The following is a 25,855-nucleotide window of genomic DNA, read 5'->3' as shown; positions in this document are numbered from 1 at the left end:
GACAGGAAACCGAAGCTCGATCGCGTATGTAGCGTTATGAAACCACCTTATTTGCTCGTCTGGCAGAAAAATCGTAAGAATAGCGTTATGCAATAGCGTTACTTAAGGCAAAACACCTAAATAGCCCTCATATTATTGAGATAACGTTATCTGGTAATGCTAATTTTCTGCAAAGCGTGCATATGGAACAAATAGCGTTATATCAGACCCTTATTGAATTGGCCTGAGATCGGATAGCGACAGTCCCCTCTGTCGTAAGAAAAAGCCCTACCTTGTTAACCAAGGTAGGGCTTCTATCCGTCTATTCATTCGATCCGATCCCAATCCACATCGAGCTCTGTGTTTCTTTCCTGCAGCCTGCCGTCTCGGGCATCTCGCTGCAGCTCCTCTAGCCATTTCAATTCGGTGAAAGCTCGTTTGTAACTGCCAACCATCATTTGTAAAACAACGCGTGGAACAATGTTCAAATGCTCGTTGTACAAACTTTTCATCTTATTCATGATCATTTTCTGTTCTAGAATTTTATGTTCAAGAATATCTGCGATCTTGGCTTGGTCGCCATGAACGGTAAATGGCAGTGCTACATAAAGCGGATGATAATGTTTGATCTCTTCATGCAATTGATGAGACAACAGTTCTTGAAATTTGGCCTTGCCTGCTTCTGTGATTTGATAAATGGTTTTCTCGGGTCGATTCGTATCGCGCACGACTTCTAACGCTTCTACATGACCATCCTTATGCAGTTGATCCATGGCATAGTAGAGTGAACCGTCTTGCAGCTTCATATAATTCGTCATGCCGCGCTCTTTCATCGTTTGACGAATCTCATAGGTATGCCGATTGGCTTCCATTAATAGTCCGAGAATGACCAGCTTCATCGACATATATGTTAACCTCCTAGTGTCCTACAGGTACATCTCCTTTAACAGGCGCTTTACCAACTTCTAGTTTAGCATTTCCCATCAATAAAATGAACGCAAGACCTAGTATCGCTAAGACAATCGTAGTTTGGAAAACAACGGCAATTGAATCTGCCAAAGCTGTTAGTAGCTTATGCAAAACCTCTTTGGGAATATTCGCTCTCACTTCTGGTTGAAGCAGCATACGGGCATCTTGAAATTTCTCTGCCATAGCTGGGTCATTAAGTGAAGTTGTGATCTTGTCTTTCAAGGCATTGACTTGAATGCTTCCGAATATCGCTACCCCAATCGCGGAACCAACGGAACGGAAGAATGCAACCAACGATGTTACCGTACCCCGGCGACGGAAATCAACTTTATGAAGGGCAGACATCGACGTAATTGGGAAGCAAGCGCCAATCCCTAGTCCGAGAATGATCATGTAGGTCGTGATAACCCATCTCTCTGAATCGATGGAAATACCGCCAAGCAGCGATGTCGCCAGTAGTAGAAGTGCGACGGATACAAGAAGCACATTCCGATAAGAGAATTTACCGATGAAGCGGCCGCCTAAGGCACTACTTACAACGACACCTAACATCATAGGCGTTAATGTTGAACCTGCCGATGTGGCAGAGCCTTCGAATACGCCTTGGATAAACAGTGGAATGTACGTCCCCGCCGAAATGAGAACCGCTCCATATGCAAAGCTAACTCCCATACTGGATGTGAATAGCCTGTTTTTGAACAGATCTAATGGGACAATGGGCTCAGCAGCGTTTTTCTCAATCCAAATAAATCCTGCTAACAACACGACAAACCCTGCAAATAAGCTGATAATGAGCATAGAGCTCCAAGCATATTCTTTCCCACCAAACTCTAATGCGAACATGAGTGAAACGATAGCAGCCGTTAATACAACGGTGCCGCCCCAATCAATCTTGGCCTTACTGTGCTCCACAGACTCGTGATACGAGAAAATAATCATAATCAGTGAAATAATACCAAGAGGTAAATTGATAAAGAAAATCCATTCCCAGGTCACATGATCTGTAAAGTAAGCCCCGATAATAGGCCCAAGTACACTAGATAACCCGAATACGGCGCCGAATAAGCCCTGCATTTTACCCCTTTTCTCTGGAGGAAAAATGTCAAAAATAATAGCAAACGTAATCGGCATCAACGCACCGCCACCAATTCCTTGAATCGCGCGATAGATGATCAACTGTGTCATGGACGAAGCCGTTCCACATAATGCGGATCCAATCATAAATACAATGATACCGATGATGAAAAATAATTTGCGCCCATACATATCAGAAAGCTTGCCGAAGATGGGCATTGCTGCCACATTGGCAATGAGATAGGCCGAGAATACCCAAACGAATTGGCTGAATCCGCCTAGCTTGGATACAATCGTTGGCATTGCCGTCGATACGATGGTTTGGTCCAAAGAAGCAAGCAAGAGCCCGAGCATCAGACCTACAACCGTCCAAGTTGGATTTGATTTACGTGTTAAAGACATACGTAGCGTCTCCTTAATTGTTGTTATGATTTAAATTACATCAATTATTATATTCAAATTTGAGTAGTTTGCAAAGGTAATTTTCTAGTGGACACAGTCTGCCCTACCACTGTATTTTGCGCTCAGAATCCCCCCATTATCCCGTCTTGTTGCCTAGTTAGCACTTCGTATCATATAATGAAGTCAGAAAAGGTTTTTATGTCCTTTACAATTCCGATAAATTTTATTTGTACCTATGGATTTAATATCTAACTTGCAGGAGGTAGTCCCATGAATATGAACCAGTTAGAAACCCTGCTCACGATTTCCAAGACGATGAGCTTTCGTAAAGCTGGTGAAATTCTAAACTTGACCCAACCTGCCGTTTCCGCGCAAATAAAAAGTCTTGAGGATGAATTCGGTACGATTCTCATTGATCGTAATCAGCCTGTTACTTTAACAGATAGTGGTAAGCTTTTCTTGGAACATGCGGAAAAAATATTACGGATCACCAGTGACCTGAAACAGCGTCTTTCCGATCTGAGCCAAACCCCTCAAGGTCATATCCATATTGGCACAACGACTTCCATTGCCATGCAGATCTTGCCGAGGGTTCTTTCCTATTTCCAAGATCAATTCCCACTGATTAAAACGACCATTCATTCCATGACCTCTTCTCAGATCATGACATCCGTGGAAAGCGGTCATATCGATATTGGGATCACGTATTTGTTTGAGAAGAATCCCGCTTTGGAAACCTCCGTGCTTTACTATGATAATTTCGAACTCATCGTCTCCAAACACCATCCACTGAGTCGTTTCACTCATTTATCGATTGAAAAACTCAAAAATATTTCCTTTATCATGCTTTCCCCAGAGACATGGGGGCGCCGCTTCGTTGATCAAATCTTCAAAAATTATGATGTAGCTCCTCATATTGTTATGGAGTTATCCAGCAGTGAGGAAGTCAAACGCATGGTTGAACTGAATCTAGGTGTAGCGATCATATCCAAAATGTCTGTTGCAGATGAACTGCGTCATGGCTCACTCAAGATGGTTAAAGTAAATGAACTGGATATTACGCATCCAGTAGGCGTAGTATATAAGTCAGGAAGATATTTGAATTCCGCCATGCAACAATTTCTACGCGATCTCAAAGGAATGCCAGAAACGCAATTTATCGGTTCAGAATAGCTTAAACTCCGAAGGTTATTCCCATTACTTTGCGGGTACCCCGGAACTATCAATATTTTTAGGAGGACTTGTCGTGAAATTCGACTTACATACGCATCATGAGCGATGCGGACATGCGCAAGATACCATACGTGACTATATCGAGGCAGCCATTGCAGCGGGCCTTCAAGTAATTGGCATCTCAGATCATTCCCCCTACTTTGGAAGCTCCGAAGATCATGCACAACCCGCCATCGCCATGGCGAAAAGCGAATTTCCTCGCTATATCGAGGAAGTACTCCACCTCAAACAAGCGTATGCAGGCAAAATTAATGTACTCTTAGGCGTAGAGTCTGATTATTTCCCTGAGCACGTGGAGATTTATAAGCAAGAATACGCCAAGTATCCATTCGATTACATCATTGGCTCCGTTCACCTATCCGGGGGTGTAAGCATCTTCAATCGCAACCGCTGGAAGAAGCTAAACGAAACTGAGCATATTGAGCACAAGGAAGAGTATTATCGTCTGATTGCCGAATCCGCGCGTTCAGGTATGTTCCAGATTCTTGGACATATTGATGCAATGAAAGGCTTCTACCCGGCATTCTCCGATATTGCCACCCCTAAAGTCGATGAGACACTGAAAATCATCGGTGAATCTGGTGTTGCGATTGAGATTAATACATCAGGAAAAACGAAAGATGTTGGCGGTTGGTATCCCTCCCACGACATTCTTGAACGTGCGCTGCATTACGGGGTTGAAGTCACTTTCGGATCTGACGCCCATATTCCTAGCCGAGTTGCTGACGATTGGGAAGACGTTCAGAAGACATTGAAAGAAATTGGCTTCCAGCATTGGGTCTATTTCGAAAAGAAACAGAAACAAATTGTCGCGCTATAGTGGACTTTTTCATTTCCCATACCAAAAAGGTGCCTTCAGTAAAGGGCACCTTTTTGTATTCATATATCATAGGATTGGATAGAAATTCGGCGAACGAATGCTAATTTATCATGCAACTCCTCTTTCAAAGTCGCTTCCAGCTGCTCAGGTTTCATTGGTTTATAGAAATAAAAGCCCTGGATGTGATGGCATCCATTGGCCACCAAGAAGTCCGCCTGTTCCTCGGTCTCGACGCCTTCAGCAATGATTCGCAATTGAAAAGCGTTCGCCACAGAAATGATTGCTTTAATCATCGCGCGATCTTTGCCATCGGTTTGAACACCTCGAACAAAGGATTGATCCAGTTTAATTTTCGTAACCGGGAACCTTTTCAGATAGCTTAGCGACGAATAATGTGTACCGAAATCATCTACAGAAATAGCGATTCCTAGTTGGCGAAGCCTATGCAGAATGGCCATCTGCTCGTCCTGCATCGCTACATTCTCCGTAATTTCCATCTCCAAGTATCGCGCTTCCAGTCCGGTCTCTTCCAGAATAGCTATAACCTTATCCACGAAGCGAACATCTTGCAATTGTTTGACAGAAATATTAACGGACATCGTGAGTAGTTCACCTGTTTGACGATGCCACGCTTTCATCTGAGCGCATGCGCCGCGGAGCACCCATTCACCAATCACATCAATCAATCCAATTTCCTCAGACACGGGAATAAAATCGGATGGTGATATGTAACCTTTCGTCGTGTGATTCCAACGTATAAGTGCTTCAACGCCTGTAATTGCCCCTTTCATGCAATCCACCTGCGGCTGATAAACAATTTCAAGCTCATTCCGATCCAGTGACTGACGGAGATGATTCTCCATTTCCAGCTTCGTAATCGATAACATCTCCATCTGTTGATTGAAGAAACAAAAGGAGCTGCCACTTTCTTTTTTAGCCATATACATAGCAATGTCGGCATTCTTGAGCAGGATATCCCACGTCTCACCGCCACTCGGATACTGGACAATGCCTATGCTCGCATTAATAAAGAATGCACGATTCGCCAAGAAACAAGGAGGTTTCAGAACAGCAATGAGTTGTCCACAGAAGGCTTGAATTTCCTGCTCGCTTGGGCAATTTTCTAACAAAATCGCAAATTCATCTCCACCAAACCTAGCAAAAGTGTGGAAAACCAAATTCGATTGCTGTATACGATGAACGACTTCTTGCAGCATATAGTCGCCCATATGATGTCCATGTGAATCATTGACCATTTTAAAATTATCCAAATCAAAGAATAAGACGACTAGCGAAGAGCCTTTCATCTGATTGTGAGTAATTTGTTCTTTCAAAATCATTTGAAAATGTGCCCGATTATGTATTCCTGTCAATACATCATGGTAAGCCATGTAAGACAGCATCCCCTCAGATTCCTGCATCCTCTTCGTAGACTGCTGAAGTTCATCCTGACCTGCAATTAGTTCTTCATTCATTGCGGTCAAGTCTTCATTCGCGATCTGCAGCTCCTGCGTACGTTCGTTCACCGCTTGACTGAGTCGATCCCGTTGCCGAATGATATAAATAATGAAGAATAAACCTAGAAATAAAACGAGCAGCAGTGCACAGCGGATGATGAGTATTTGATTATTAATCGTTTGAACCGCGTTATCGGGAGGTGCAGCTGCAATTTCCCATTTCATATCCTGAAGATTAACAACCGAGATCATTGGCGATTGACTGAACAATTCATTTTCTCCGTAGAATGCCGGCAAACCTAGACTTCGGATAGCCATTCGCTGCCCTTCAGAGTCATCATTTTGAATCCCTGCCTCTACTAGTAAATGATCCACATTAATAGCAACCGACACGAACCCCCAGAAAACACCGTCTTCAAAAAGTGCTTTACGAGCTACCAACCCCTTCACACCTTGAAGTAGGGTAAACGGACCGTCCGTCGTCATTTTTTTCGATTGCAAAGCGTGATAGACTTGTATCTGGATATTCTCCCGAGGATCCTTCAGGAGATTCCAATTGAGAATATCTTCATTCCCTTGGGTGGGATAAACGAACTTCATAATCCCATCTGGTGCTATAACAACATTAAAGGCAGAAGCTTGCGAACCTGTATACAACGCTTCTATATAGGATTGTACTTCTTGCTCACTTTGGTCTTTCAAATAACTGGTGCTAACGTACGCTTCAAGACTTACCATGATATTAAAATTCCGATCAATGACGGACTGTAAAGCAACGGCTTTGGCAGACAACTGGGCGGACTCCGTGCTTTGCAGCTCATTTAGCAGCGATGTTTTGTAGGTCGTTAGAACCGATTCGGACGAAGTAAACAGAAGGACAAAAATGAGGGATAGGAAGAAATACTGCACTTTATTCATAGGTCTATACTCCCAAATACGACTTGAAAAGAAACATTATTCGACATCTTTCTCTATTATTTCATTTCCTCTCCCCTACTGGCAATACATTTATTTGCCTCCGAGCTTGAATGTTGCCTCCTCTACTAATCCCTTCCAAATCGTTTCTATTGAATTGGCGTTCCCACACTTTCATCCTTGTTATATAATTAGCTATATGACCCAGAACGAATGGAGATATGAAGATGGACATACATAACATTTCAATGCATCTCATTGACGAGGATACGGACCAACCCCGCTACCAATTCGATGAAGAGGCACTTCAAGAATTAATGAAAAGCATTGGCGAAATTGGCTTACTCTCTCCGATCAAAGTACGCACAACCGCCAACAACAGATACAAGATCATCTATGGCAATCGCAGATATAAAGCTACCAAAATGCTCGGGCTTCCAACCATCTCATGCATCGTGTCAACGGTTACGGATGAGATGGAAATTTATCTAGAGCAGATTGCTGAAAATCTGACACGAGAGGGCTTCTCCCCTATCGAGGAAGCCGAGGCCTTTCATAAACTTATGCATGATGCGAAATTCAGCTCATCGATTAAGTATCTGTCTGGCAAGCTTGGCAAACCTGAAACCTATATCAAAAACAAGTGTGAGCTGCTGAAATTTGGTAACTCTGTTAAGAAGCTTATCGTTGGCGGTACAGAGATTCGTAAAGATAAACTGACGGAGGATCAATTGTTGCCTCTGAAGGATCTACCTTTGGAGCATCGGGATCCACTAGCCTTAATCATGGCACGGGATGAGATGCCTGTCAGTGACTGTAAGAAAATTGCCAAAATGTTTAAGGATAAAGACATCTCAGACAGAATTAAAGGTCAACTGCTCTATAAAACAGGGCCTGAATTAATTGAAACCTGGTCTACTTTCCAGAACAATCGGGCTGAACGAGCGAAACCGATCACAGCCAAGGCAACTGCAAAAGCTGAGAAGGTGAAAGTTGAGGTTCAAGCCGTTGAAGTGCAAGCCGTTGAGGCTCCTGCGCAGGATAAAGATGTTGCTAATGTAAAGCTACCCGATGAAGCTCAATTAGCTGTACCTCATGCGATTGTAACTGATGCTGCCCGCTCGCTGTTACAGTCTAAGCTGCAGCAATTCCTTCAAACCATGCCAACTGCACCTACTTCTGGTGAGCTTCAGCAAGAGCAGGATAGCATGAACGATCAACAACGAGAACAGTTCTCCCAAGATGTCTCGACGTTAGTGGAGCAGTTGGAGAAGCAACTGGAAGCTTGGAGAACGGTCCAAAACTTAGCGCTCTCTCGATAAAATGAACCTACACCGCATGTAATTCTTGTTGCTCCTATTGCGGGAGAACATGGACTGCATGCGGTGTTTTTTTTCCTAGAAAGGTGATCCGGATCAGCGATCATTCACTCCTTATTTTACACTTCCATACTACCATACAAGTATGGTAGTATGAGTTTAGGCATCATTTTACAAAGGAGATTCCTATGGATCACTTCAAAAAACCTCTGATAAGTTCAACGCGAGATGCGGTCTACCACACGCTCAAGGCTCAAATTCTGAGTTTAACCTTGCTGCCAGGTACCACCATTTCCGAGAAAGAAATGTCGGTCAGCTTTGGTGTGAGTCGGACACCTGTTCGAGAAAGTTTCGTGCAACTCGCACAAGAAGGCTTGTTGGATATCTATCCACAACGCGGCACAGTTGTTTCCCGCATTGATCTGGAGCTAGTCGATGAAGCACGCTTCATTCGCGAACATCTGGAAAGCGCCGTCATTCGCTTGGCCTGTCACTCTTTTCCGGAAGAGTCCTTGCGTTTACTTCAAATGAATCTAGCTTCCCAGCAAGTATGTATGGACCAACAAGATTACAAGAAAATGTTTGAGCTTGATGAAGCGTTTCATCAGACGATATTTGAAGGTTGCAAAAAAATGAACACTTGGGCAGTCATTGGGCAAATTAATGTGCATTTGAATCGAGCCCGCATGCTTCGCTTGGCGACTGATCATCATTGGGATGAGCTCTACGCCCAGCACAGGCAGATTGTGGATGCCATCAAGGAGCACCAACCTGATCAGGCAGAGCACGTCATTCACGCGCATCTACAAGTAGGAATTGCTGATCAAGCTCTATTGAAAGAGAAGTTTCCTACGTATTTCAAATAAGTTGATGATATGGGAGGCGAGTGTGCATCTATGAAAATGGTATTTCGCTGGTTTGGAGAAGGCAACGATACGGTCACGCTGAAGCAAATTAAACAAATTCCCGGTGTTGAAGGAATCGTTTGGGCATTGCATGATGTTCCTGCTGGTGAAGAATGGCCGATGGATAAGATTCAGAAGATCAAAGCCGAGGCTGACCGTGCGGGGCTGCATATGCAGGTTGTTGAGAGCGTCAATATCCATGAGGACATTAAACTAGGACTACCGAGTCGCGAAACGTACATCGCTAATTATAAGAAAACGATCGCAACCTTAGCGCAAGTTGGGGTCAAAGTCATCTGCTACAACTTCATGCCTGTCTTCGACTGGGTACGGACGGATTTACATAAGGAACTGGAAGACGGTTCGACAGCTTTATTTTATGAACAAAGTAGGATAGCCAACCTCGACCTTACTGAACATGTCGGGCGAATTAATGCCAACCCTGATTTCAGCATGCCTGGTTGGGAGCCAGAGCGCCTTGCACATCTGACAGAGCTTTTTGACGCATATAAGAATGTCAATGAAGAGCAGCTCTGGGCTAACCTCAAATATTTCTTGGATGAGATAATTCCCGTGGCCGCTGAGCACGGTATCCGCATGGCCATTCACCCGGATGATCCACCTTGGTCTGTCTTTGGCTTACCAAGACTGATGACGAGCCAGGCGAATATTCGCCGCTTTCTAGCCTTGCATGACAGCCCGTATAACGGGCTCACGATGTGCAGCGGTTCACTCGGTGCGAACCCGGGTAATGATATTGTCTCTATCGTGCATGAATTCGCCGATCGGATCCCTTTTGCCCATCTGCGGAATGTTCGCGTGTATGAGAATGGGGATTTCATCGAGACCTCTCATCGTACGCAAGATGGCACGGTAGATATGTCAGGCATCGTGCAGGCGCTGCATGCGAACGATTATGAAGGATTTTGCCGACCAGACCATGGTCGACATATTTGGGATGAGCGTTGCAGACCCGGGTACGGGCTATACGATCGGGCCTTAGGAATTATGTATTTATGGGGACTTTGGGACATGCTGTGTCGCCAAGGCGCTACTTTACGAGAAGGAGCTGTCGCTGGATATGAGCGGACTAACTAATTTCCCTTCCCTGCAAGGGAAGGTCGTTGTCATTACGGGGGGCGCTGGCGTTCTGTGCCGCGTCATGGCTGTGGAGCTTGCTAGACAAGGCGCACGCCTTGCTATTCTGAACCGTACGCATGAGAAAGGCTTAGCTGTGGTACGTGAGATTGAAGCCGCTGGTGGCGAAGCGATTGCCGTTGCCTGCGATGTCACAGTAGCGGAAAGTGTAGTACAGGCTGCAGCCTCCGTTACGGAGCAGTTGGGTACTTGTGATATTCTCATTAATGGTGCAGGTGGCAACCATGCCAGCGCGAATACGACGAATGAGATTTTCACAATGGAGGATATGATAAATCCGGATGTACAATCCTTCTATGACCTAAGTATCTCAGGATTCCGCAACGTGCTCGATCTTAATTTTGTGGGCACCTTAATTCCTACACAAGTGTTCACTAAACATATGCATGGCAAGACGGGTGCAACCGTCATCAATATCTCTTCCATGAGCGCACCTTCACCAATGACGAAAGTACCTGCTTACAGCGCGGCCAAAGCGGCAATCGATAACTTTACGAAATGGTTAGCTGTTCATTTGGCAGAAAGCGGCATTCGTGTGAATGCGATTGCACCTGGGTTCTTTTTGACAGAGCAGAATGCCAAATTACTAATGAAAGAGGATGGCAGTCTGACAGACCGCTCTCATAAAATCATTGCTCATACCCCGATGCGCCGATTCGGCAAACCGGAAGATTTATTAGGCACTTTACTGTGGCTTGCCGATTCCGACATGTCCCGCTTCGTTACGGGGACGACCATCCCTGTGGATGGCGGGTTCATGGCTTATTCAGGCGTTTAGATAAAGTCCGTTTAGCATACACCGTTCCACCACATAACGCTCATTGTGAGCTATGGTGGCGGAACGGTTTTTGTCGGTCTATGGGCACCGTTTACATGTCATCTGGAATGCAAACGATAATGCGTTCAATTTCTGCCGCGATCTCGGCAATTTGATTCTCATAGTTCTCATTCTGAACAATGGTGGATTGGAGTTTCACGGCTCCCGCATGCAGCGCTTCTGCCGATAAACTACCGGCTACACCGATCAGTGTATGCGCAGCTCGTTTGGCTGCGACCCAATCGCCCTCATGGTAATGAACCCAGAGTTGAGCTGCGAAATCACTATAATTTTTCTTGAATAGCTGCAGCATGACGAGCAAAATACTCTCTTTACCCTCCACGCGGGCCAAAGCTCCCTTCCAGTCTATCGCGGTAATACTTTGATAATAAGGAAGGCTTTCTCCGTCAACTGGTAGCGGTTCCTTGGGGCCCCGATCATTCCTCTTCCCAGGTTTCATCCATGTATCAATAACCTCAAAGAGCAGCTTTACATCCAGCGGTTTGCTTATCACATCATTCATGCCCATCCGAACGTAAGCTTCTTGGTCTTGTTTAACTACATTTGCCGTAAGCCCGATAATCGGTACTTCACGGAATCTTGGATTCAAGCGTAGAAGTCTTGTCGCCTCAATACCGTCCATAACTGGCATATGAATATCCATGAGAACCAGTGCAAATTCACCTTGATCCATGGTGTCCAGCGCTTTTTGCCCATTCGTCGCTAACGTAACCCTGTAACCCCGTTCCTCGAGCAGCCCCATGGCCACTTGTTGATTAATTTCATTGTCTTCAACGAGTAGAATGTGTCCCCATTCCTCCCCTATTTCAGAAGGATTCTCCATCGTGCCTTGCTCAATCACCCGTGGCTCATGCTTAGGATGAAACAAATAGTCCAAAGTCTGAAACAACTCTAGTCGACTAACCGGTTTGACAAGCACTGCATCTGGCCTAACATCCTCTGGGAGCTTATGCAGCTCTTCCTTCCCCATGGAAGATGTCAGACAAACTAGGCGCGTGCGATCTCTGCGAATTGTAGCAAGGAGAGTATCCCACGTTTCCAATCCATACATATCATCACATTCCATATCTAGGATGAAACAATGAAAGTCATCTTGATCTATCCGTTGAAACAGCGACCCCCAAGAGGGAACCATCGTTACGATAAGTGCATAAGATTCTAACGTTTCCTGCAAGCTATGTCGCATGAGAGGATGATCTTCAACAACCATTACACGATACGGCTCATTCGCCTCGCCAATATCCCACTGAGCAGGATCACCCTGCTCTATGATTTGAAAAGGTAACGTAAATGCGAAACGGCTCCCGCTTCCCATACGACTCTCTGCTTGGAGGGCACCGCCCATCAATGTAATCAAATGTTGGCTAATCGGCAATCCCAAGCCAGTTCCTCCATACTCGCGGCTCGTTGATCCATCTGCCTGAGAGAACGGTTCAAAAATATAAGAAAGCCGATCTGCCGAAATACCAATCCCCGAGTCTTCGACGCTAAATTGCAGCATGATTTCCTCAGCCGATGTCTGCGGGCCCACCTCTATATGAAGCATCACATAGCCTGCACTCGTAAATTTAATCGCATTGCTGCAGAGGTTGAGTAACACTTGCTTCAAACGAAGAGGATCTCCGAGAAGTCGTCTTGGCAATCCGGCAGGTGTGCTGAAAATTAACTCGATCGGCTGGCTCTTCGAAAGTACACTGCAAATACTGGAAAGCTCCTTCAAGAGCTCGTCCATATAGAAACTCGTTCGTTCGACCTCTAATTTACCTGCTTCCACTTTGGAGAAATCCAGCACATCATTAATAATACCTAACAACGTATGGGAAGAAGAGGTAATATTCGTTAAGTAATCTTTCTGATGCTCAGAGAGCGGTGTCTTCCCTAGCAGTTGAGATAGTCCAATAATCCCATTCAGAGGCGTTCGAATTTCATGACTCATTTTGGCAATAAAATGACTCTTCGCTTGATTCGCTTGATCGGCTGCATGGCGCATGGAGGCTTCGGTAAAATCATGGATGGTGCCTACAATCCCTTTCACTTCTCCAGTGGCATGATGATAAGCTGAAAGGGTAACACGATAGTCCCTTCTGCACCCTTCTAGTGAAGGAATCGCAATTTCAAACCTCACATTATCTTCATTTGTAAGTACTTCTTGAAAGTGCTGCTCCCACATGACCTGCTCTGATTGGGGAATAAAAGCGGTCATGCTAAGTCCCAGCATATCCTCAGCTTTGGTTTGTGCCAGTTGACTCCCCGCTTGATTCACCGACGTAATTACGCCGTCCGTTGTGAAACCCACAATGCCCTCTTGCGAGTTCTCGACAAGAATCCTATTTCGTTCTTCGCTCTCTTGGATACGACGCTCTGCTAGACTCTTCTCTGTAACATCTGTCGCTGAGCCAATGACTGCAACAACCTCATCGCCATCAAAAACAGGCTGCAACGTCGTGAAAATAATTTTCCCACGTAATTCTAACTCGTAAGCAACTGAATTCCCACTATAGGCCTCTTTATATTTGGCTTGCAGGAATTGTGCCACTTCCCTGGAAGAATACGGAGCCGTTTGAATACACTTACCGATATAGTCATCTGCCTTAAGCCCAAGCTGGTGCAATAATTGCCCTTCAATAATCGTGTACACCAAGGAATTCTCTACTTTTTGGAGCTTAAATGTAAGACCTGGCTGGAAACGAAGAATATCGGAAAGCTCCTGCTGTATGTGCCGTACTTGCCTCTTAAGCTCTTCGGAACGCAAGAAATAGCGAAAAAGTCCAGCAACAAACATGCCCGCCCCTACATGCAAAATTAAATTCGGAATAACAAGCTCCATCGCAGGCAGCCTATAAACTAGCACCATATCAACGAATAATACGCTTACAGGACATAATAATATAAGCAACATCCATTTCTTCCAATAGTCTTGGATGTAGATATGAACAAGCAAACAACCCGCATAAATAAGGAAGCCTATTACCGATACGCGAAACAAAACCGTTGGATCCATCACCGTACGACCAATTATGATAATAACTGTCGTAATAAAACCAGATACACCGCCGCCAATGAAGGTAGCCATCACAATTGCAATCGCTTTCAAATCTAAGAGGTGCCGTTCACTGACATGAACACCCGTATAAGCAAGCATAACCCCGAAAAATCCGTGCGCTATGCCTGCTCCGATTTTAAATTTCCATTGTGCTGCCTTTTGTAATTTGGGATAGTAAAAAATTTGAATACATATAAAAACAAATACAGCTACAAGGGAGAAATTGTTTAGCAGGTCTTTCAACATCGTGCTCACCCCATCAAAATACGTTCTCGGCCATCTACCTCTATTATAAATGTCGAATTGTGTAAGGTCTATACGGTTTCATAATCGACTTGTCTAATCGCAGAGAAGACTAAATCAATCATCTCTGCACGAGCATGATGAATGAAGCCTAATGAAGTTTGCTGTAAACTTTCAATGGATATGCATGAGGTCAGCATGATTTTGTTCGAAAATACATACATGGACAACTTATAGGCTGAAGTTACATGTTTGATAACCTCGCTAATATTCGTTCTTTTGTACGACTCGGGAAGCTCCATCACATACATCAAACTAAGCGGTTCCTGGCTCGTCTGTGTTATTTGGAACATTTCTTTATACGACGAACTCACCTGCGAGCGCCACAGAAACCCAAATTTATAATCCGAATCTTCCTCCCACACTTTCTCAAACTGGGCTGTTAACTCGACAAACTGTTGACGATAATAGTGGATTAGATTCATGAATCGCCCTCACAATTCCATTTAGAAATTTTACAATACTTAGATGATACCTAATAAGTGTTGTAAAACTTCTATCTAGAATTTTAGGTAAACATGTTTTTTACTCATACTTCACTAATGAATCCGGGAGGGGGTTAGCGTTTCTGTAAAGCTACCCACATCGACTTATTGCGGAACTCTTCTTCCGAGCCCAACTCTCTGCCGAACCATGCCGGTGGTTCAAACTGCTGTGCAGCCTGCAAATCAGGAAATTCCACTTCAACAACAAGCAGGTCAATTTGTTTGTACTCATCGATTTCATAAGTAACCCCGCCCGCTTCAAGGGTCGTACGAATCTTCTCTAGTGGAATTAAGCCTGTGCGCTCTAGCAGTTGTTGATAAATAGGCTCCGTGATGTTGTATTCGATTTCTTCGCGAACCATCCCATGTCCTGACTTGAACGTATGTGTAAAAGAGGATGCTCCTGAGCTGTCTACTAGCTGGCGCACGCGAATTTCTTGGTCGTCAGAGAAGGCCAGGTAGGTTTGGTAGATATATTGCTTGGATACTTGAGTCAATTCGCTATTGGCTAGTTCAGCCTCCGGAAATGCGGGCAATCTATACTTTCTTTCAATTTCGGCACCCATAATTCGGTAAGCCCCTCTCTATTTGTTCATAGTTCGATAACGAACTGGTGAAATCTCGTTCCATACTCGAAACATTTTACCAAAATGAAACTCATCTGCAAATCCACAAACGTCCGCAATCGCCTTCATAGGCTCATCGGTTAGTAACAACATCGTCTTCGCCTGCTCATTTCGAATCTGATTTAAATACGCTTTGGGCGATATGCCCACATGCTTCATGAACATCTTACGTAATTGCGACACCGAGATATGGTACGTTTTCGCCAGTTCTTCCAATCGAATGGGTTGATGATAGCAGGTTTCGAGCCACAGCTTGGCTTGCTGAAAAGCTTTCATATAGGGATCACTCGACGTATCCGTATCCTTCATAAATTGGATTAATCGAGATAGCGCATATTGGAATTCCGCTTGACGTTCATGCGGGTCCGTTCCTCTCATTGACCACAAACGAGTAAACTGTGCTTCTAACCAATCAGACTGCTCTACCGTGTGCGGTTTATAAAAAGGAATCCGCAGTTCCTCCACAGGAACTGGCTTTAGCCAATTGAGATGCTCGTAGGGGATATCAAAAGCATCAAAAAGGAGCATCCTAATACATAACGGATTGTCTGTAGACGACGTCATGTTCAGTTTAAACCCGGGCCTCAAATAAAACAAACTCCCGGCCTGTACATGCAGCGGAATGTCATTCATTTCATCGTGAAATTCCCCTTCGCCACTGCGAATCCAATACAGGGAGTGAACATCGGTTGTATTACGAATATCTTTCCAGCCAGGTTCGGGCGGCTTCTCATACGAGAGCCGATGATGATAAATACGGTGGTTATTCATTGATTATGTTCACCAATCCTGTAGCGATTTTGACAAATAGAGATAAGGTTTATCCATTCAAATACACTCTTCTTCTATGATACGCTTTACGAAACATACATGAAAGGGGCTTAATGCTCGTGATACGTACTTTTCAGCAGCATAACTTACGACCTACTCGAATTTTGGATGGCTTATGGGATTTCATTACGGATCCTGACAATAAAGGTGTTTCCGAGGGGTGGGCTACCCTATTCCCTGCCAGTTCCAAAAAGTCCGTCGTCCCTTCTTGTTGGAACAACGAATTAGGTACTTACGATTATTTTGGTGCGGCTTGGTATCGCACCTATTTCGATACGCTACAAGACGCGAACATTCGGCTCGTTTTTGAAGGCGTTCTGCACCATGCGGATGTGTATGTGGATGGCCAGCATATTGGCTACCATTTTGGCGGGTTTACTCAGTTCTCGATGATTCTCCCTCACTTAATTGCTGGCAAACATGAACTCGTCATTCGCGTTGATAATACGGTGGATTGGCAAACTTTGCCCACGGATATTGCTGATTGGCACTCCTACGGAGGCATCATTCGTTCTGTTGAACTTCAAGAGCTGCCGGATGTCTACATTGACTCCATGAAAATTGATTATCAACTGAAAGACGATATCGCCGATGTTCAGCTGCACATTCAAGTTAGTTCCTTAAGCCAAGAGGACTCTCAGATTGAAGTAAGTGCTGGTACGGAAGGACTTTCTCTTGCAGCTAATCAGGTTGTGGTCCCTGCGGGTCAAACGACTAGTCTCACACTAAGCGGAAGTCTGGCGAATATTAAACGCTGGGATGTTGGACAACCTGCACTTTATACCTTCACAGTTACAACTAGTGAAGATGATCTTATTGATCGGACCGGCTTCCGTACGGTTGAGGTTCAGGGCAGCGACATTCTGCTGAATGGCAAAAAGCTTTACCTCCAAGGCGTGAATCGCCATGAGGAACATCCGGAATGGGGATTTGCTTTCCCGCCGAAGCTGATGTTGAAGGATTTGGACATTTTGACCGACATGGGCTGCAACATCGTGCGTGGTTCCCACTATCCGCAAAGCCAGTTCTGGATCGACCTGCTGGATGAGCACGGGATGCTGCTCTGGAGCGAGATTCCGATGTGGGGTTGTTTCATGAGTGTGGAAACGTTGGCAAGCCCGATCTTCCGAGAGCGCGGCGTTCACATGCTAGGCGAAATGATCAGCCGCGACTACCATCATCCGTCCATCATTTTCTGGGGAGCGCACAATGAAATCGACACACGTACCCAGGAAGCGCTTGAGCTTACGAAAGCTTTCGTGAGCAAAATCCGTAGCATGGATGCGAGCCGGCTCGTCACGTATGCCACGATGCAGCCTACTGAAGACATCGTACTCTCTTACTTTGATGTCATCGGAATCAACAAATATTACGGTTGGTACGAAGGCAGCGTAGATGGATTTAGTACCATGCTGCAGGACTACTTCGCTAATGCGGAGAAGCATGGCGCTGCTGGCAAGCCTGTGATCATGAGCGAGTTCGGCGCGGCAGGGATTTTTGGCGATGCAGGCTGGGAGCCACGCCTGTTCAGTGAAGACTACCAAGCGGATGTCGTCACGCGCGCTTTGAAAATCTTCCGCGACGACCCTCGTATCGTCGGGACGCTCATCTGGCACTTCGCCGACATTCGCGTCGACGTGCGGAGTGACCGACCTTACTTCCGCGATCGCGCGCGGAGCTTCAACAATAAAGGCTTGCTCAGCGAGTATCGCAAGCCGAAATTGGCCTATCGCTTAGTGAAGGAGATTTATCGCTCGGAACGGTAAGGGAAAGGCTGGACGAGCTAGCTCAAAGATGCAAATAGTCACTTATTTTTGCTGATAACGGCCCAGTGGAGGTAAATACGTGCAAAAAGGCAACCTTTCGGAGCGAATTCCCCTACTATGTGGGAAAACGGCGAAAATAGTTGCACTTTCGCACTTATTTCAACTAGAGAGGCTCATTCTGATGAAAAAGGATGCCTTTTTGCATCTTTCACAGCTATATCGGCGAATCCGGCCGCCCCCAAGTCGATTAACTCATAAAAAAGAGGATCCCCTACCACTTCGATGGTGGATGGGGACCCTCTTTTTCTATTTATGTAAAATATCGTCCTTCAACGTCAACACCTTCGCCAACACTTGATTGATTTCGTCTGCTCCCACGTCGAAATGAGCAAGCGCATCATGAAGATGCGTCGCAATCGCGTTGAAATGCTCTTCCTGCAGATTCATCCCTGCATGTGCCTTGGCCATGGATGCCCCGGTGTATTGATTCGGTCCCCCTAACGCAAAACTAAAAAATTTCGCCTGATGCTTACGTTGCTTATCCATGTCCGTGTTGTTGAAAAAGTGATTGACGGTCTCATCCGCCAAAACCAGCTGATAGAAGTAATCCACTACGGCTGTAATTGCCCCTTCTCCACCTAGCTTTTCGTATAGCGTTGTTCCACTCACCCTGTATCCTCCTTCAACGATATGCATTCAGGTTATCGTATCCAACATGCAGAGAATTTATCAATTGTTCCGATTTCCGCCCTTGTCCCGCACACAGTCAATCTAGCATGCATTCTATTTATAGTTGCAGATACTAACTAGCAACGAGGTGATTGGAATGGCTTGTGTAAAAGTAAAAGCTGTTCGTCAACCTGATTTGGTTTTGATCCGTTGGTCTAGAAACCCTCTGATTGCCGGCTCCCCGCGAAGGATTACGGCTGCACGTGTAATTGGCAGTTCACAACCTTGTCGATTCACATTGGCAACAAATGGATAAGCGGGTATATCTTACTGCAACGTTTTCGGGTGCAATCATAAGAAAAAAAGGGACCTAGCCAACGGGGCTGGGTCCAAAGTTTATATAAAAAAAGGGGGTCTTGTTTATTATAATACCCTTTCTATGTTAGAGGACTGTAACAGAAATATTCCAATTGTGTTACAAATGTTTCTAACAGCCACGTTTGTCATCCTACTTTACTTCAGCAGCTTGCGGAGCCCAACCCCCGGTGCCTCCAATGGGAAATATTCTAGCCCCATGTACCCCTCAAAATCGGTTTCATCGATAGCTTTGAAAATCTGTTCATAATTCAGCTCACCATTGTCAAGCTCATGTCTACCAGGATTGCCCGCAGCATGGAAATGGCCGATCCATGTGATATTCTCGCGAATATTAGCGATCACATGTCCTTCGGTAATTTGTTGATGGTAGATATCGAACAAAACCTTCACATAGGGACTGTCTACTTGTTTAATGATATGGAAGGCTTCTTCTGAGGAAGCTAAGAAGTATCCTTGATGATTCACACGTGTATTCAGCGGTTCAATGAGCAGCGTTATGCCCTCTTTTTCCAAAATAGGCACACACGCCTGCAGCCCCTCAATCAGTGATTGTGTCTGCACTTCTCGTGACACGCCTTCGCGTTCTTGTCCTACTTGGGAAATGAGCTTGGTGCAATTCAGACGCTTGGCAACGGCAATTGATTCGATAAGTCCCTCCAGGTAGACACTGCGCTGAGATGGATCTACTAGGCTCGCGAACTTCGTGCAAAACGTCGAAATAGAAACTCCCGCTTCAGCAACGGCATCCGCGACGACGTCGATATCCTTTTGCCACCAGGACCAGAACTCAATTGTATCGTAACCAATCTCCTTCAGTTCGTTCACACTTTCCCTAAAATCACGCCCCTTATAGAGCGCATCCATGCAAACCGACAGCTTCATCTCAATCCCTCTTTCCATTCTGATCTTTCTCCATTGTATGGTAAAATGAAGCAAATGCCTATGATAATATGATATGCTAGGAGCCCTATATGATACGAACGCTTGCCGTTACAACCGATTATTCGGTTATTCACGATCTCTCTCTTGAAGAATTATCAGCCCCAACGATTCGGTGGTATTGGGTTGATTTCTATAATCCTGATGAACAAGAAGCTTCCAACCTGAAGGATCATTTCCACTTCCATCCCCTCTCTATTGAGGATTGTTTTCATTTCATGCAACGGCCAAAAATCGATCATTATCACGATGTTCATTTCTTCGTCATGCACGCCATTAATGCGAAAACGTTGGATGCGGAAGAGGTCGATATGTTCCTTGGGAGCAACTATATTGTTACTTTCCATTTGCATGAGTCCAGAGAAATTGAGGATGCTTGGACCCGCGTGTCCCAGCAAGAAAGTCTGCGAAATCAAGGGCAGATCTATGCCGCGTATTTAATTCTAGACAATCTTGTCGATCAGTATTTCCCTAGCGTCTATCAAATTGAGGACCTGCTTGATGACATGGAGAACAAAATGAATGCGGAAGCCATTGATGTGTTAATGAATCAGGTTTTTGAAATTCGTTCCCAACTGTTGAAATTGCGCCGTACCATCGTCCCGATGCGTGACTTGCTGTATCGAATTATAAGTACAGATCGCATTGAACAGGTGCGTGAGCATCTCGTTTTCTTCACGGATATTCATGATCATCTACTCAAGCTCTCTGAAATGATAGACTCGAATCGTGAGATTACAGCAGATATTCGAGATAGCTTCATCTCGCTCAACGCCAATCGAATGAATACTATTATGAAAACATTGACGGTCATTACGACGATTTTCATGCCATTGACGTTTATTGCTGGGCTGTATGGGATGAATTTTACTTATATGCCTGAATTAGAATGGCATTGGGGATATTTCGCCATACTCGCGATTATGATTGGGATCGGCATAGGCATGTTCGCCTGGTTCCAGAAGAAGGGCTGGTTTAAATAAGGATGCGCAATGAACCGGTAAGCTTTGCTATCGATGATTATACGAATCATTTTCTGGCTACCTATCCCGTTCACTGTGAATTTCGGACGATTCCGCTTGAGCAGCAACTCCTGCATTCACATAACGGATACGAGATCTATCTCGTCTTGCAGGGAACCGGCACCTATCTCGTAGGTGATCGCATTTACCCCCTACACGCGGGGAGCCTTACTATTATTCATCCGAATGTCATTCATCGGTCTTATCATGGACAGTGCAAGGAATTCCATCGTTATGTTTTTTCCATAGATGAGTCATATTTAGAACAACTACATACTATTTGCAAAATGTCGGACCTCTCTATCTCTCGACTGCTTGCTGAGCGTCATCCGGATTCCAACCATTTTTTCCTGAATACCCAGCAGCTTGATCGTGTCCAAATGCTGTTCGCTGAGCTGACTCAGGCACTAGATGGGCGAGAGATGGGCTATGAATTGGCTGTGCTGAGATGCATTGCCGACTTTTTTCTAATCCTATTTGGCCTGCAAGACGAACATACGCTGAAACATACTGGCGATCAGCACCTCATTAGCGATGTTCTTTCTTACTTAATTGGTCATCATCAAGAACCTTTGCTAATTGAAGATCTTGTGTCACGATTCCCAGTCTCGCGATCACAGCTTTTTACCTTGTTTAAAGAAACCACTGGCACTACCATTAAACAGTTCCTCATCGAGTATCGGCTGAATAAGGCGAAGCGGCTGCTGATGGAGAGCGATTTGGCCATCTCAGAGGTTTCAGCTGCTGTTGGGTTTGGCGACATGTCGCATTTCTTCCACGTGTTCAAAAAGGAAACTGGCTTGACGCCAAAGCAGTACCGGGTTGAAGCTTTTAAACGACTTTTGAAAACCTAACTGACTAAACTCCCCCATAAAGGGGAGCACTCGATAAAGGAACGTACGTTCTCAATAATCCTTTTTCGACCAAAATGCACCCACAACTAAGAAAATAAACGTGTTCCCATCCTAACGATCTCCCCGCCTCAACACTGCTCTCTTCAACATTACGCACTCCTCGCCACTACGCTGCACCCTTCCACACCTTTACGTACTCCTCACCACTACACTGCACTCCCCCACCATTCACCCCCTTCTGCCAAATAACTGGATTTTATGTAGCTAATTTTATCTAATTTCCCTACGATTTGAAAATAACTGGATTTCCTACAGCTATTCCTCAGCAAATGCTCCAATATCGCCAGAATCGGCTAGATTACCTGTATAAAATCCATCTATTCTGAATTTGAACGCGATTTCAGAGAAATTAACTACGTATTTTCCAGTTAAAATTAGTGAGAACAACAAAAAGAGGCGCAGGAAACATCCTGCACCTCATATCCAGCACTACTTACCGTACGTGTTCGATCAAATTTTGCGGCAGCTGCACCCGTTTGTTTCGATAGAAATCCAGCGTTTTCCCCGGTGCTGTTGGAACCGTAATTGACATCTGCTCCTCACGATCACCTATTGTAGATGTCACAGAATTTGCCCCCAGCTGAATATCAACCTCCGGAAGCGGCCCCTCACTGAGGGACAATGTGAAGATCCACACAGCTTTCTGAATAACATGGAAATCAAATTCTCTCACTTCGCCCGCATAGATGACATAATCCAAATGAAGCTCATCATCACGACGCTCAACTGCCACCTCAAGTGCGCCGTAATCCGACTCCTCCAGCACAGCTTCGATCCGAAGCGGCGTATCTCCAAGCATCATTGTCAGACATTTGCCTTTCTCAGCAGAAGGCAGTTCGAGCTCATCTGTATCACCGCCAATCAGCAGGCGAATCCGCAAATCCTCCGCTTGGAACTTGCCGTTGATAACATCCAACTCCTGATGCCATGCCCCATTATCTGTCGCCAAATTGAAGCCAAACAGCACCTGTTTACGTGACTGCACACCTGTATAAATCGCGGAACAGAAATCCTTCCCATCCTTCAGAAATTGCAACTGTATGAATGCTCTCTTCCCACCAAGATCCACGAAGCCTAGCAAGTTGCGGCGTTGATTCCACATGCTGCCGATCGTGTAGCTTCCGAGCGAAAGTTTCTCATTTTGATACGTCGTCGCATAATTCTGATAGCCGGTTTCTGCTGTCATCATTGTCGGCTCAATGAAATACCTTTCTTCATTAGCGCTAAAAAAAGCGTGGTACTTCTCAGGGCAACGTATTGCAGACGAGTCTCCCCTAAGCGCATTTCCCAGGAAATGCTTCTCGCGATCCGTCATCAATGTGTAATACGTCCGACTGTATGGACCTCCCCATTCCCCCGTCGCGGGGTGGAAATGCTTCGCAATCATTCCCCAAGCGATGTCTAGCAATTGCTCAGCAAGCGTTACCGCTGCACTTGTCGTCGATTCTTGATAAATGCTATCCAATTCTTCAATCGCAATTGGCGAATAACAAGGACTGTTATACTCGCTGAAAGTGCCGATCCCTGACGTAAATGCATGAAATCGTTTCAGACGCTGCTCCCCGTAGCTGCGAATCTCAGGATCACCAAGTACTTCGCCGCCCACCAGCGTTACAAATGCACCCATAAGCGCAATGTTCGTATAATGCGGTCCCACATCTCGTCGGATAATCGCTTGGCAAGCGTGATAAATCGCTTCACGAATTTGTTCAATTAATGCCTCAGAGAGGGAATCCGCGTGATTTTTCAAGATAAGCACTAATTTCTTCCCATGAAAATCCGCCATATTCCAATCTGGACGATCCATGGCTTCCAGTGATTCTTCGAAAAAGTAAGGCCAAATCCCATACGATTCGCTAGTTGGGACTTTATCCTGTTGTGCTAAGACAACCTCAAGAATCTCTGCCGCTCTTTGTGTGAAGTCTTCTCCACCGTAACAAAGTAAATCATACGCATAACAAGTGGAAGGATACAGCGCGTATACATAAGGGTGCTTCTGAGGCTTAAGCGCTGTATGATAGGTTGACGTGAGCGGTATTTGAATTAATTTGACATTAGCATGATACTGCTTCTCACTTGTTTGAATAGCTAGCAATCGTTCATCTCTGTTCATGATTCATCGTCTCCACTTGAGCTACTTTTGCCAATAACATCAACACTAGACCTTGTCCATATAACGTTGGATACGTTGAAATATCGTCCTGATAAGCCTGAATAGTTGGCATCACGGGTGTCCCGCCCGATACCCCATTCACGATACCCTCCTCCGTAATATAGGGGACAATCGCATGAAATACTAGCTCCACTGCAGCATATGTTTCATCCTTAGAAGGAATTAAACCCTGCTCCATGCCCTTTAACAGGCCATAAGCTATTCCCGCACTGCCCGACACTTCCCGATAAAAATGAGGTTGATCCATCACCGTGCTCCAAAGTCCGTCCTCTTGTTGATAGGCTAGCAGCCCTGACATTAAGCGTCCGTATCGTTCCTTAAGCTCTTCCGGAATAGCAACAAGTTGATCAATTTCCTTTACGATCATTGGAATTCCTGCAGCGATCCAGGCATTCGCTCTCGTCCAGCGTGCTGCTGACATATGATCAGCCGACCCGCAATTCCAACCGTGGAATAGCACATTCGTCTCCTCATCCTGCAACAGACGAAGATGGATTAGCACTTGTTTCAACGCTTCCTCCGCATAAACCGTACTGCCGACTAACGACGCTGTGCGTGCTAGGAACAACACAGCCATATAAATCGTATCCGCCCATACCTGCTCAGGGAATGCTACATTTTCCGTGACTGTATGCTCAAAGGCATTCTCTCGCGTTCGCGGTGTGTCCTTAATCAGCCACTCCGCTATCCGAACGGCTTCATCTCGGAACCAAGTGTCATCCGTAAACCGATATAAAGCTGGGAAAATCGCATAAGGAGCGATTGAATTGATCACCTTCGTGCCTTTCGCTTTCTCGCAATTCTGCTTCACCCATTCCTGTAGGTAGGCTAATACCTCAGGATTGCGAGTGGCTTCATAGTACTCAAGCATGGCAATGACGCCAACACCAGGCACCCAGTCCCAGTGATGAATGTCCATTCCCCATTCGCCCGAATGATCCCTTATCATTGCTTGCCAAATCTGATGTGCGTGATTTGCATATGTTGAATTCATTATGTTTAGGCAGCTCCTTTTTATAAAAAGATTACCTAAAGAGTAGCATCAATCGCACCTATGTTGCTTGGGCTTCCGTCCCGAAAACATGGGGAATCGTCCAGAAAAGTAGAAAGACTAATCACAAAACTTTTCCTACGACTCATTAGCCGTTATACTAGATGGATACAAATGGAAAATGGAGGTACTTGATGATGGGTTGGTCCGAATTACAAATGGTGCCCAATGAATACAATGATGAAATGAAACGGATTGATGAATCGCTTCTACAACTGCTAACAGAGCGCAAATCCCTTGCGAAAGGCAGACGATTCTACCCACAAAGGGAAGTCCTCCAAGAATGGTCAACGCGATTCGGTATTGAAATTCCCCAAATCAACTGGCTGCTTAATAGTCTGAATGAGAATTATCCTGTCAGACCGAACGAACCAGGCGATCTAGAGCATGTCATGCCCCTCATGAAGAAGACCGTCATCGGTGACTTTGCATATACATTGACACATGCCATGCAGCACCAGCATAGTAGTATTGTCTACCCTGAAAATCTCCCAGCAGGAAGTTGCTTTAACGCACCGCTTTTCATGGGCTGTTTGTCGTGTATCCCTTAAAAAGGCAATACTGAACTAGACCCTGCTAATGACAG

General features: G+C 45.2%; 22 protein-coding genes. 11 read left to right on the top strand and 11 right to left on the bottom strand.

The window, feature by feature from the left end; all coding sequences use genetic code 11:
- Positions 1-305: 305 nt before the first annotated feature.
- Together AC58PV_RS34275 and AC58PV_RS34270 are read right to left on the bottom strand one after the other, a co-directional pair.
- Positions 306-884 (bottom strand): PadR family transcriptional regulator, encoded by a 579-nt coding sequence (locus AC58PV_RS34275; RefSeq protein WP_497437501.1) that lies wholly within the window; start codon positions 882-884, stop codon positions 306-308.
- Between the two features lie 13 nt (positions 885-897).
- Positions 898-2,424: an MDR family MFS transporter gene (locus tag AC58PV_RS34270; protein ID WP_497437500.1), complete on the bottom strand. Its 1,527-nt coding sequence runs from the start codon at positions 2,422-2,424 to the stop codon at positions 898-900.
- 270 nt (positions 2,425-2,694) lie between these two features.
- On the opposite strand from AC58PV_RS34270, the gene AC58PV_RS34265 reads away from it, so the two are divergent.
- Positions 2,695-3,597 (top strand): LysR family transcriptional regulator, encoded by a 903-nt coding sequence (locus tag AC58PV_RS34265; protein ID WP_497437498.1) that lies wholly within the window; start codon positions 2,695-2,697, stop codon positions 3,595-3,597.
- A gap of 73 nt (positions 3,598-3,670) precedes the next feature.
- Positions 3,671-4,477, top strand: coding sequence for a histidinol-phosphatase (locus AC58PV_RS34260; protein ID WP_497437497.1), 807 nt, complete (start codon positions 3,671-3,673; stop codon positions 4,475-4,477).
- Positions 4,478-4,536: 59 nt separating this feature from the next.
- Here the strand turns inward: AC58PV_RS34260 and AC58PV_RS34255 are convergent, their stop codons facing one another.
- Positions 4,537-6,852, bottom strand: coding sequence for a bifunctional diguanylate cyclase/phosphodiesterase (locus tag AC58PV_RS34255; RefSeq protein ID WP_497437495.1), 2,316 nt, complete (start codon positions 6,850-6,852; stop codon positions 4,537-4,539).
- 224 nt (positions 6,853-7,076) lie between these two features.
- Here AC58PV_RS34255 and AC58PV_RS34250 point away from each other — a divergent pair, with 224 nt between their 5' ends.
- From AC58PV_RS34250 to AC58PV_RS34235, 4 genes are all read left to right on the top strand, one after another.
- Entirely contained in the window at positions 7,077-8,171 is a 1,095-nt protein-coding gene (locus tag AC58PV_RS34250) for a ParB/RepB/Spo0J family partition protein (protein WP_497437493.1), read from the top strand.
- Positions 8,172-8,356: 185 nt separating this feature from the next.
- Entirely contained in the window at positions 8,357-9,034 is a 678-nt protein-coding gene (locus AC58PV_RS34245) for a GntR family transcriptional regulator (protein ID WP_497437491.1), read from the top strand.
- 30 nt (positions 9,035-9,064) lie between these two features.
- Complete coding sequence (gene uxuA / locus AC58PV_RS34240; protein WP_497437490.1) at positions 9,065-10,171, top strand: mannonate dehydratase; 1,107 nt, start codon at positions 9,065-9,067, stop codon at positions 10,169-10,171.
- Positions 10,155-11,009, top strand: a complete 855-nt coding sequence (locus AC58PV_RS34235) for an SDR family oxidoreductase (protein ID WP_497437489.1) — start codon at positions 10,155-10,157, stop codon at positions 11,007-11,009. The genes uxuA and AC58PV_RS34235 overlap by 17 nt, the downstream gene beginning before the upstream one ends.
- A gap of 91 nt (positions 11,010-11,100) precedes the next feature.
- Here AC58PV_RS34235 and AC58PV_RS34230 read toward each other — a convergent pair whose 3' ends face one another.
- The 4 genes from AC58PV_RS34230 to AC58PV_RS34215 form a co-directional block, all read right to left on the bottom strand.
- Entirely contained in the window at positions 11,101-14,358 is a 3,258-nt protein-coding gene (locus AC58PV_RS34230) for a response regulator (RefSeq protein WP_497437488.1), read from the bottom strand.
- Between the two features lie 68 nt (positions 14,359-14,426).
- The gene (locus AC58PV_RS34225) at positions 14,427-14,840 is read right to left on the bottom strand and encodes a hypothetical protein (RefSeq protein ID WP_497437486.1); all 414 of its coding nucleotides are present in this window, start codon (positions 14,838-14,840) and stop codon (positions 14,427-14,429) included.
- Positions 14,841-14,974: 134 nt separating this feature from the next.
- Complete coding sequence (locus AC58PV_RS34220; protein ID WP_497437485.1) at positions 14,975-15,466, bottom strand: CYTH domain-containing protein; 492 nt, start codon at positions 15,464-15,466, stop codon at positions 14,975-14,977.
- A gap of 18 nt (positions 15,467-15,484) precedes the next feature.
- Entirely contained in the window at positions 15,485-16,297 is an 813-nt protein-coding gene (locus AC58PV_RS34215) for a helix-turn-helix transcriptional regulator (RefSeq protein ID WP_497437484.1), read from the bottom strand.
- 119 nt (positions 16,298-16,416) lie between these two features.
- Between AC58PV_RS34215 and AC58PV_RS34210 the strand changes: the two genes are divergently transcribed.
- A complete protein-coding gene (locus tag AC58PV_RS34210) occupies positions 16,417-18,123 on the top strand; it encodes a glycoside hydrolase family 2 protein (RefSeq protein WP_497437483.1) in 1,707 nt (568 codons plus the stop codon).
- 306 nt (positions 18,124-18,429) lie between these two features.
- Here AC58PV_RS34210 and AC58PV_RS34205 read toward each other — a convergent pair whose 3' ends face one another.
- Positions 18,430-18,819 (bottom strand): group I truncated hemoglobin, encoded by a 390-nt coding sequence (locus AC58PV_RS34205; protein WP_497437482.1) that lies wholly within the window; start codon positions 18,817-18,819, stop codon positions 18,430-18,432.
- A gap of 130 nt (positions 18,820-18,949) precedes the next feature.
- Between AC58PV_RS34205 and AC58PV_RS34200 the strand changes: the two genes are divergently transcribed.
- On the top strand, positions 18,950-19,108 hold the full coding sequence (locus tag AC58PV_RS34200; RefSeq protein WP_497437480.1) for a hypothetical protein: 159 nt from the start codon (positions 18,950-18,952) through the stop codon (positions 19,106-19,108).
- 197 nt (positions 19,109-19,305) lie between these two features.
- Here AC58PV_RS34200 and AC58PV_RS34195 read toward each other — a convergent pair whose 3' ends face one another.
- Positions 19,306-20,070: a hydroxypyruvate isomerase family protein gene (locus AC58PV_RS34195; protein WP_497437479.1), complete on the bottom strand. Its 765-nt coding sequence runs from the start codon at positions 20,068-20,070 to the stop codon at positions 19,306-19,308.
- A 71-nt stretch (positions 20,071-20,141) separates the two neighbouring features.
- Here AC58PV_RS34195 and corA point away from each other — a divergent pair, with 71 nt between their 5' ends.
- Both corA and AC58PV_RS34185 read left to right on the top strand, forming a co-directional pair.
- The gene (gene corA, locus AC58PV_RS34190; RefSeq protein WP_497437478.1) at positions 20,142-21,092 is read left to right on the top strand and encodes a magnesium/cobalt transporter CorA; all 951 of its coding nucleotides are present in this window, start codon (positions 20,142-20,144) and stop codon (positions 21,090-21,092) included.
- A 2-nt stretch (positions 21,093-21,094) separates the two neighbouring features.
- Complete coding sequence (locus AC58PV_RS34185) at positions 21,095-21,985, top strand: helix-turn-helix domain-containing protein (RefSeq protein WP_497437477.1); 891 nt, start codon at positions 21,095-21,097, stop codon at positions 21,983-21,985.
- A 493-nt stretch (positions 21,986-22,478) separates the two neighbouring features.
- Here AC58PV_RS34185 and AC58PV_RS34180 read toward each other — a convergent pair whose 3' ends face one another.
- Together AC58PV_RS34180 and AC58PV_RS34175 are read right to left on the bottom strand one after the other, a co-directional pair.
- Positions 22,479-24,158 (bottom strand): DUF8769 domain-containing protein, encoded by a 1,680-nt coding sequence (locus AC58PV_RS34180; protein WP_497437475.1) that lies wholly within the window; start codon positions 24,156-24,158, stop codon positions 22,479-22,481.
- Entirely contained in the window at positions 24,145-25,212 is a 1,068-nt protein-coding gene (locus tag AC58PV_RS34175) for a glycoside hydrolase family 88/105 protein (protein WP_497437474.1), read from the bottom strand. The genes AC58PV_RS34180 and AC58PV_RS34175 overlap by 14 nt, the downstream gene beginning before the upstream one ends.
- Before the next feature lie 191 nt (positions 25,213-25,403).
- Here AC58PV_RS34175 and AC58PV_RS34170 point away from each other — a divergent pair, with 191 nt between their 5' ends.
- Positions 25,404-25,820 carry a hypothetical protein gene (locus AC58PV_RS34170; protein ID WP_497437473.1) on the top strand — a complete coding sequence of 139 codons (417 nt, stop codon included), beginning with the start codon at positions 25,404-25,406 and terminating at the stop codon, positions 25,818-25,820.
- The last annotated feature ends 35 nt before the right edge of the window (positions 25,821-25,855 follow it).

It is taken from the genome of Paenibacillus sp. J22FR83 (genome assembly GCF_059691955.1).
Note: the sequence above shows the minus strand (reverse complement) of the source record. Positions and strands in the feature narration are given on the sequence as shown.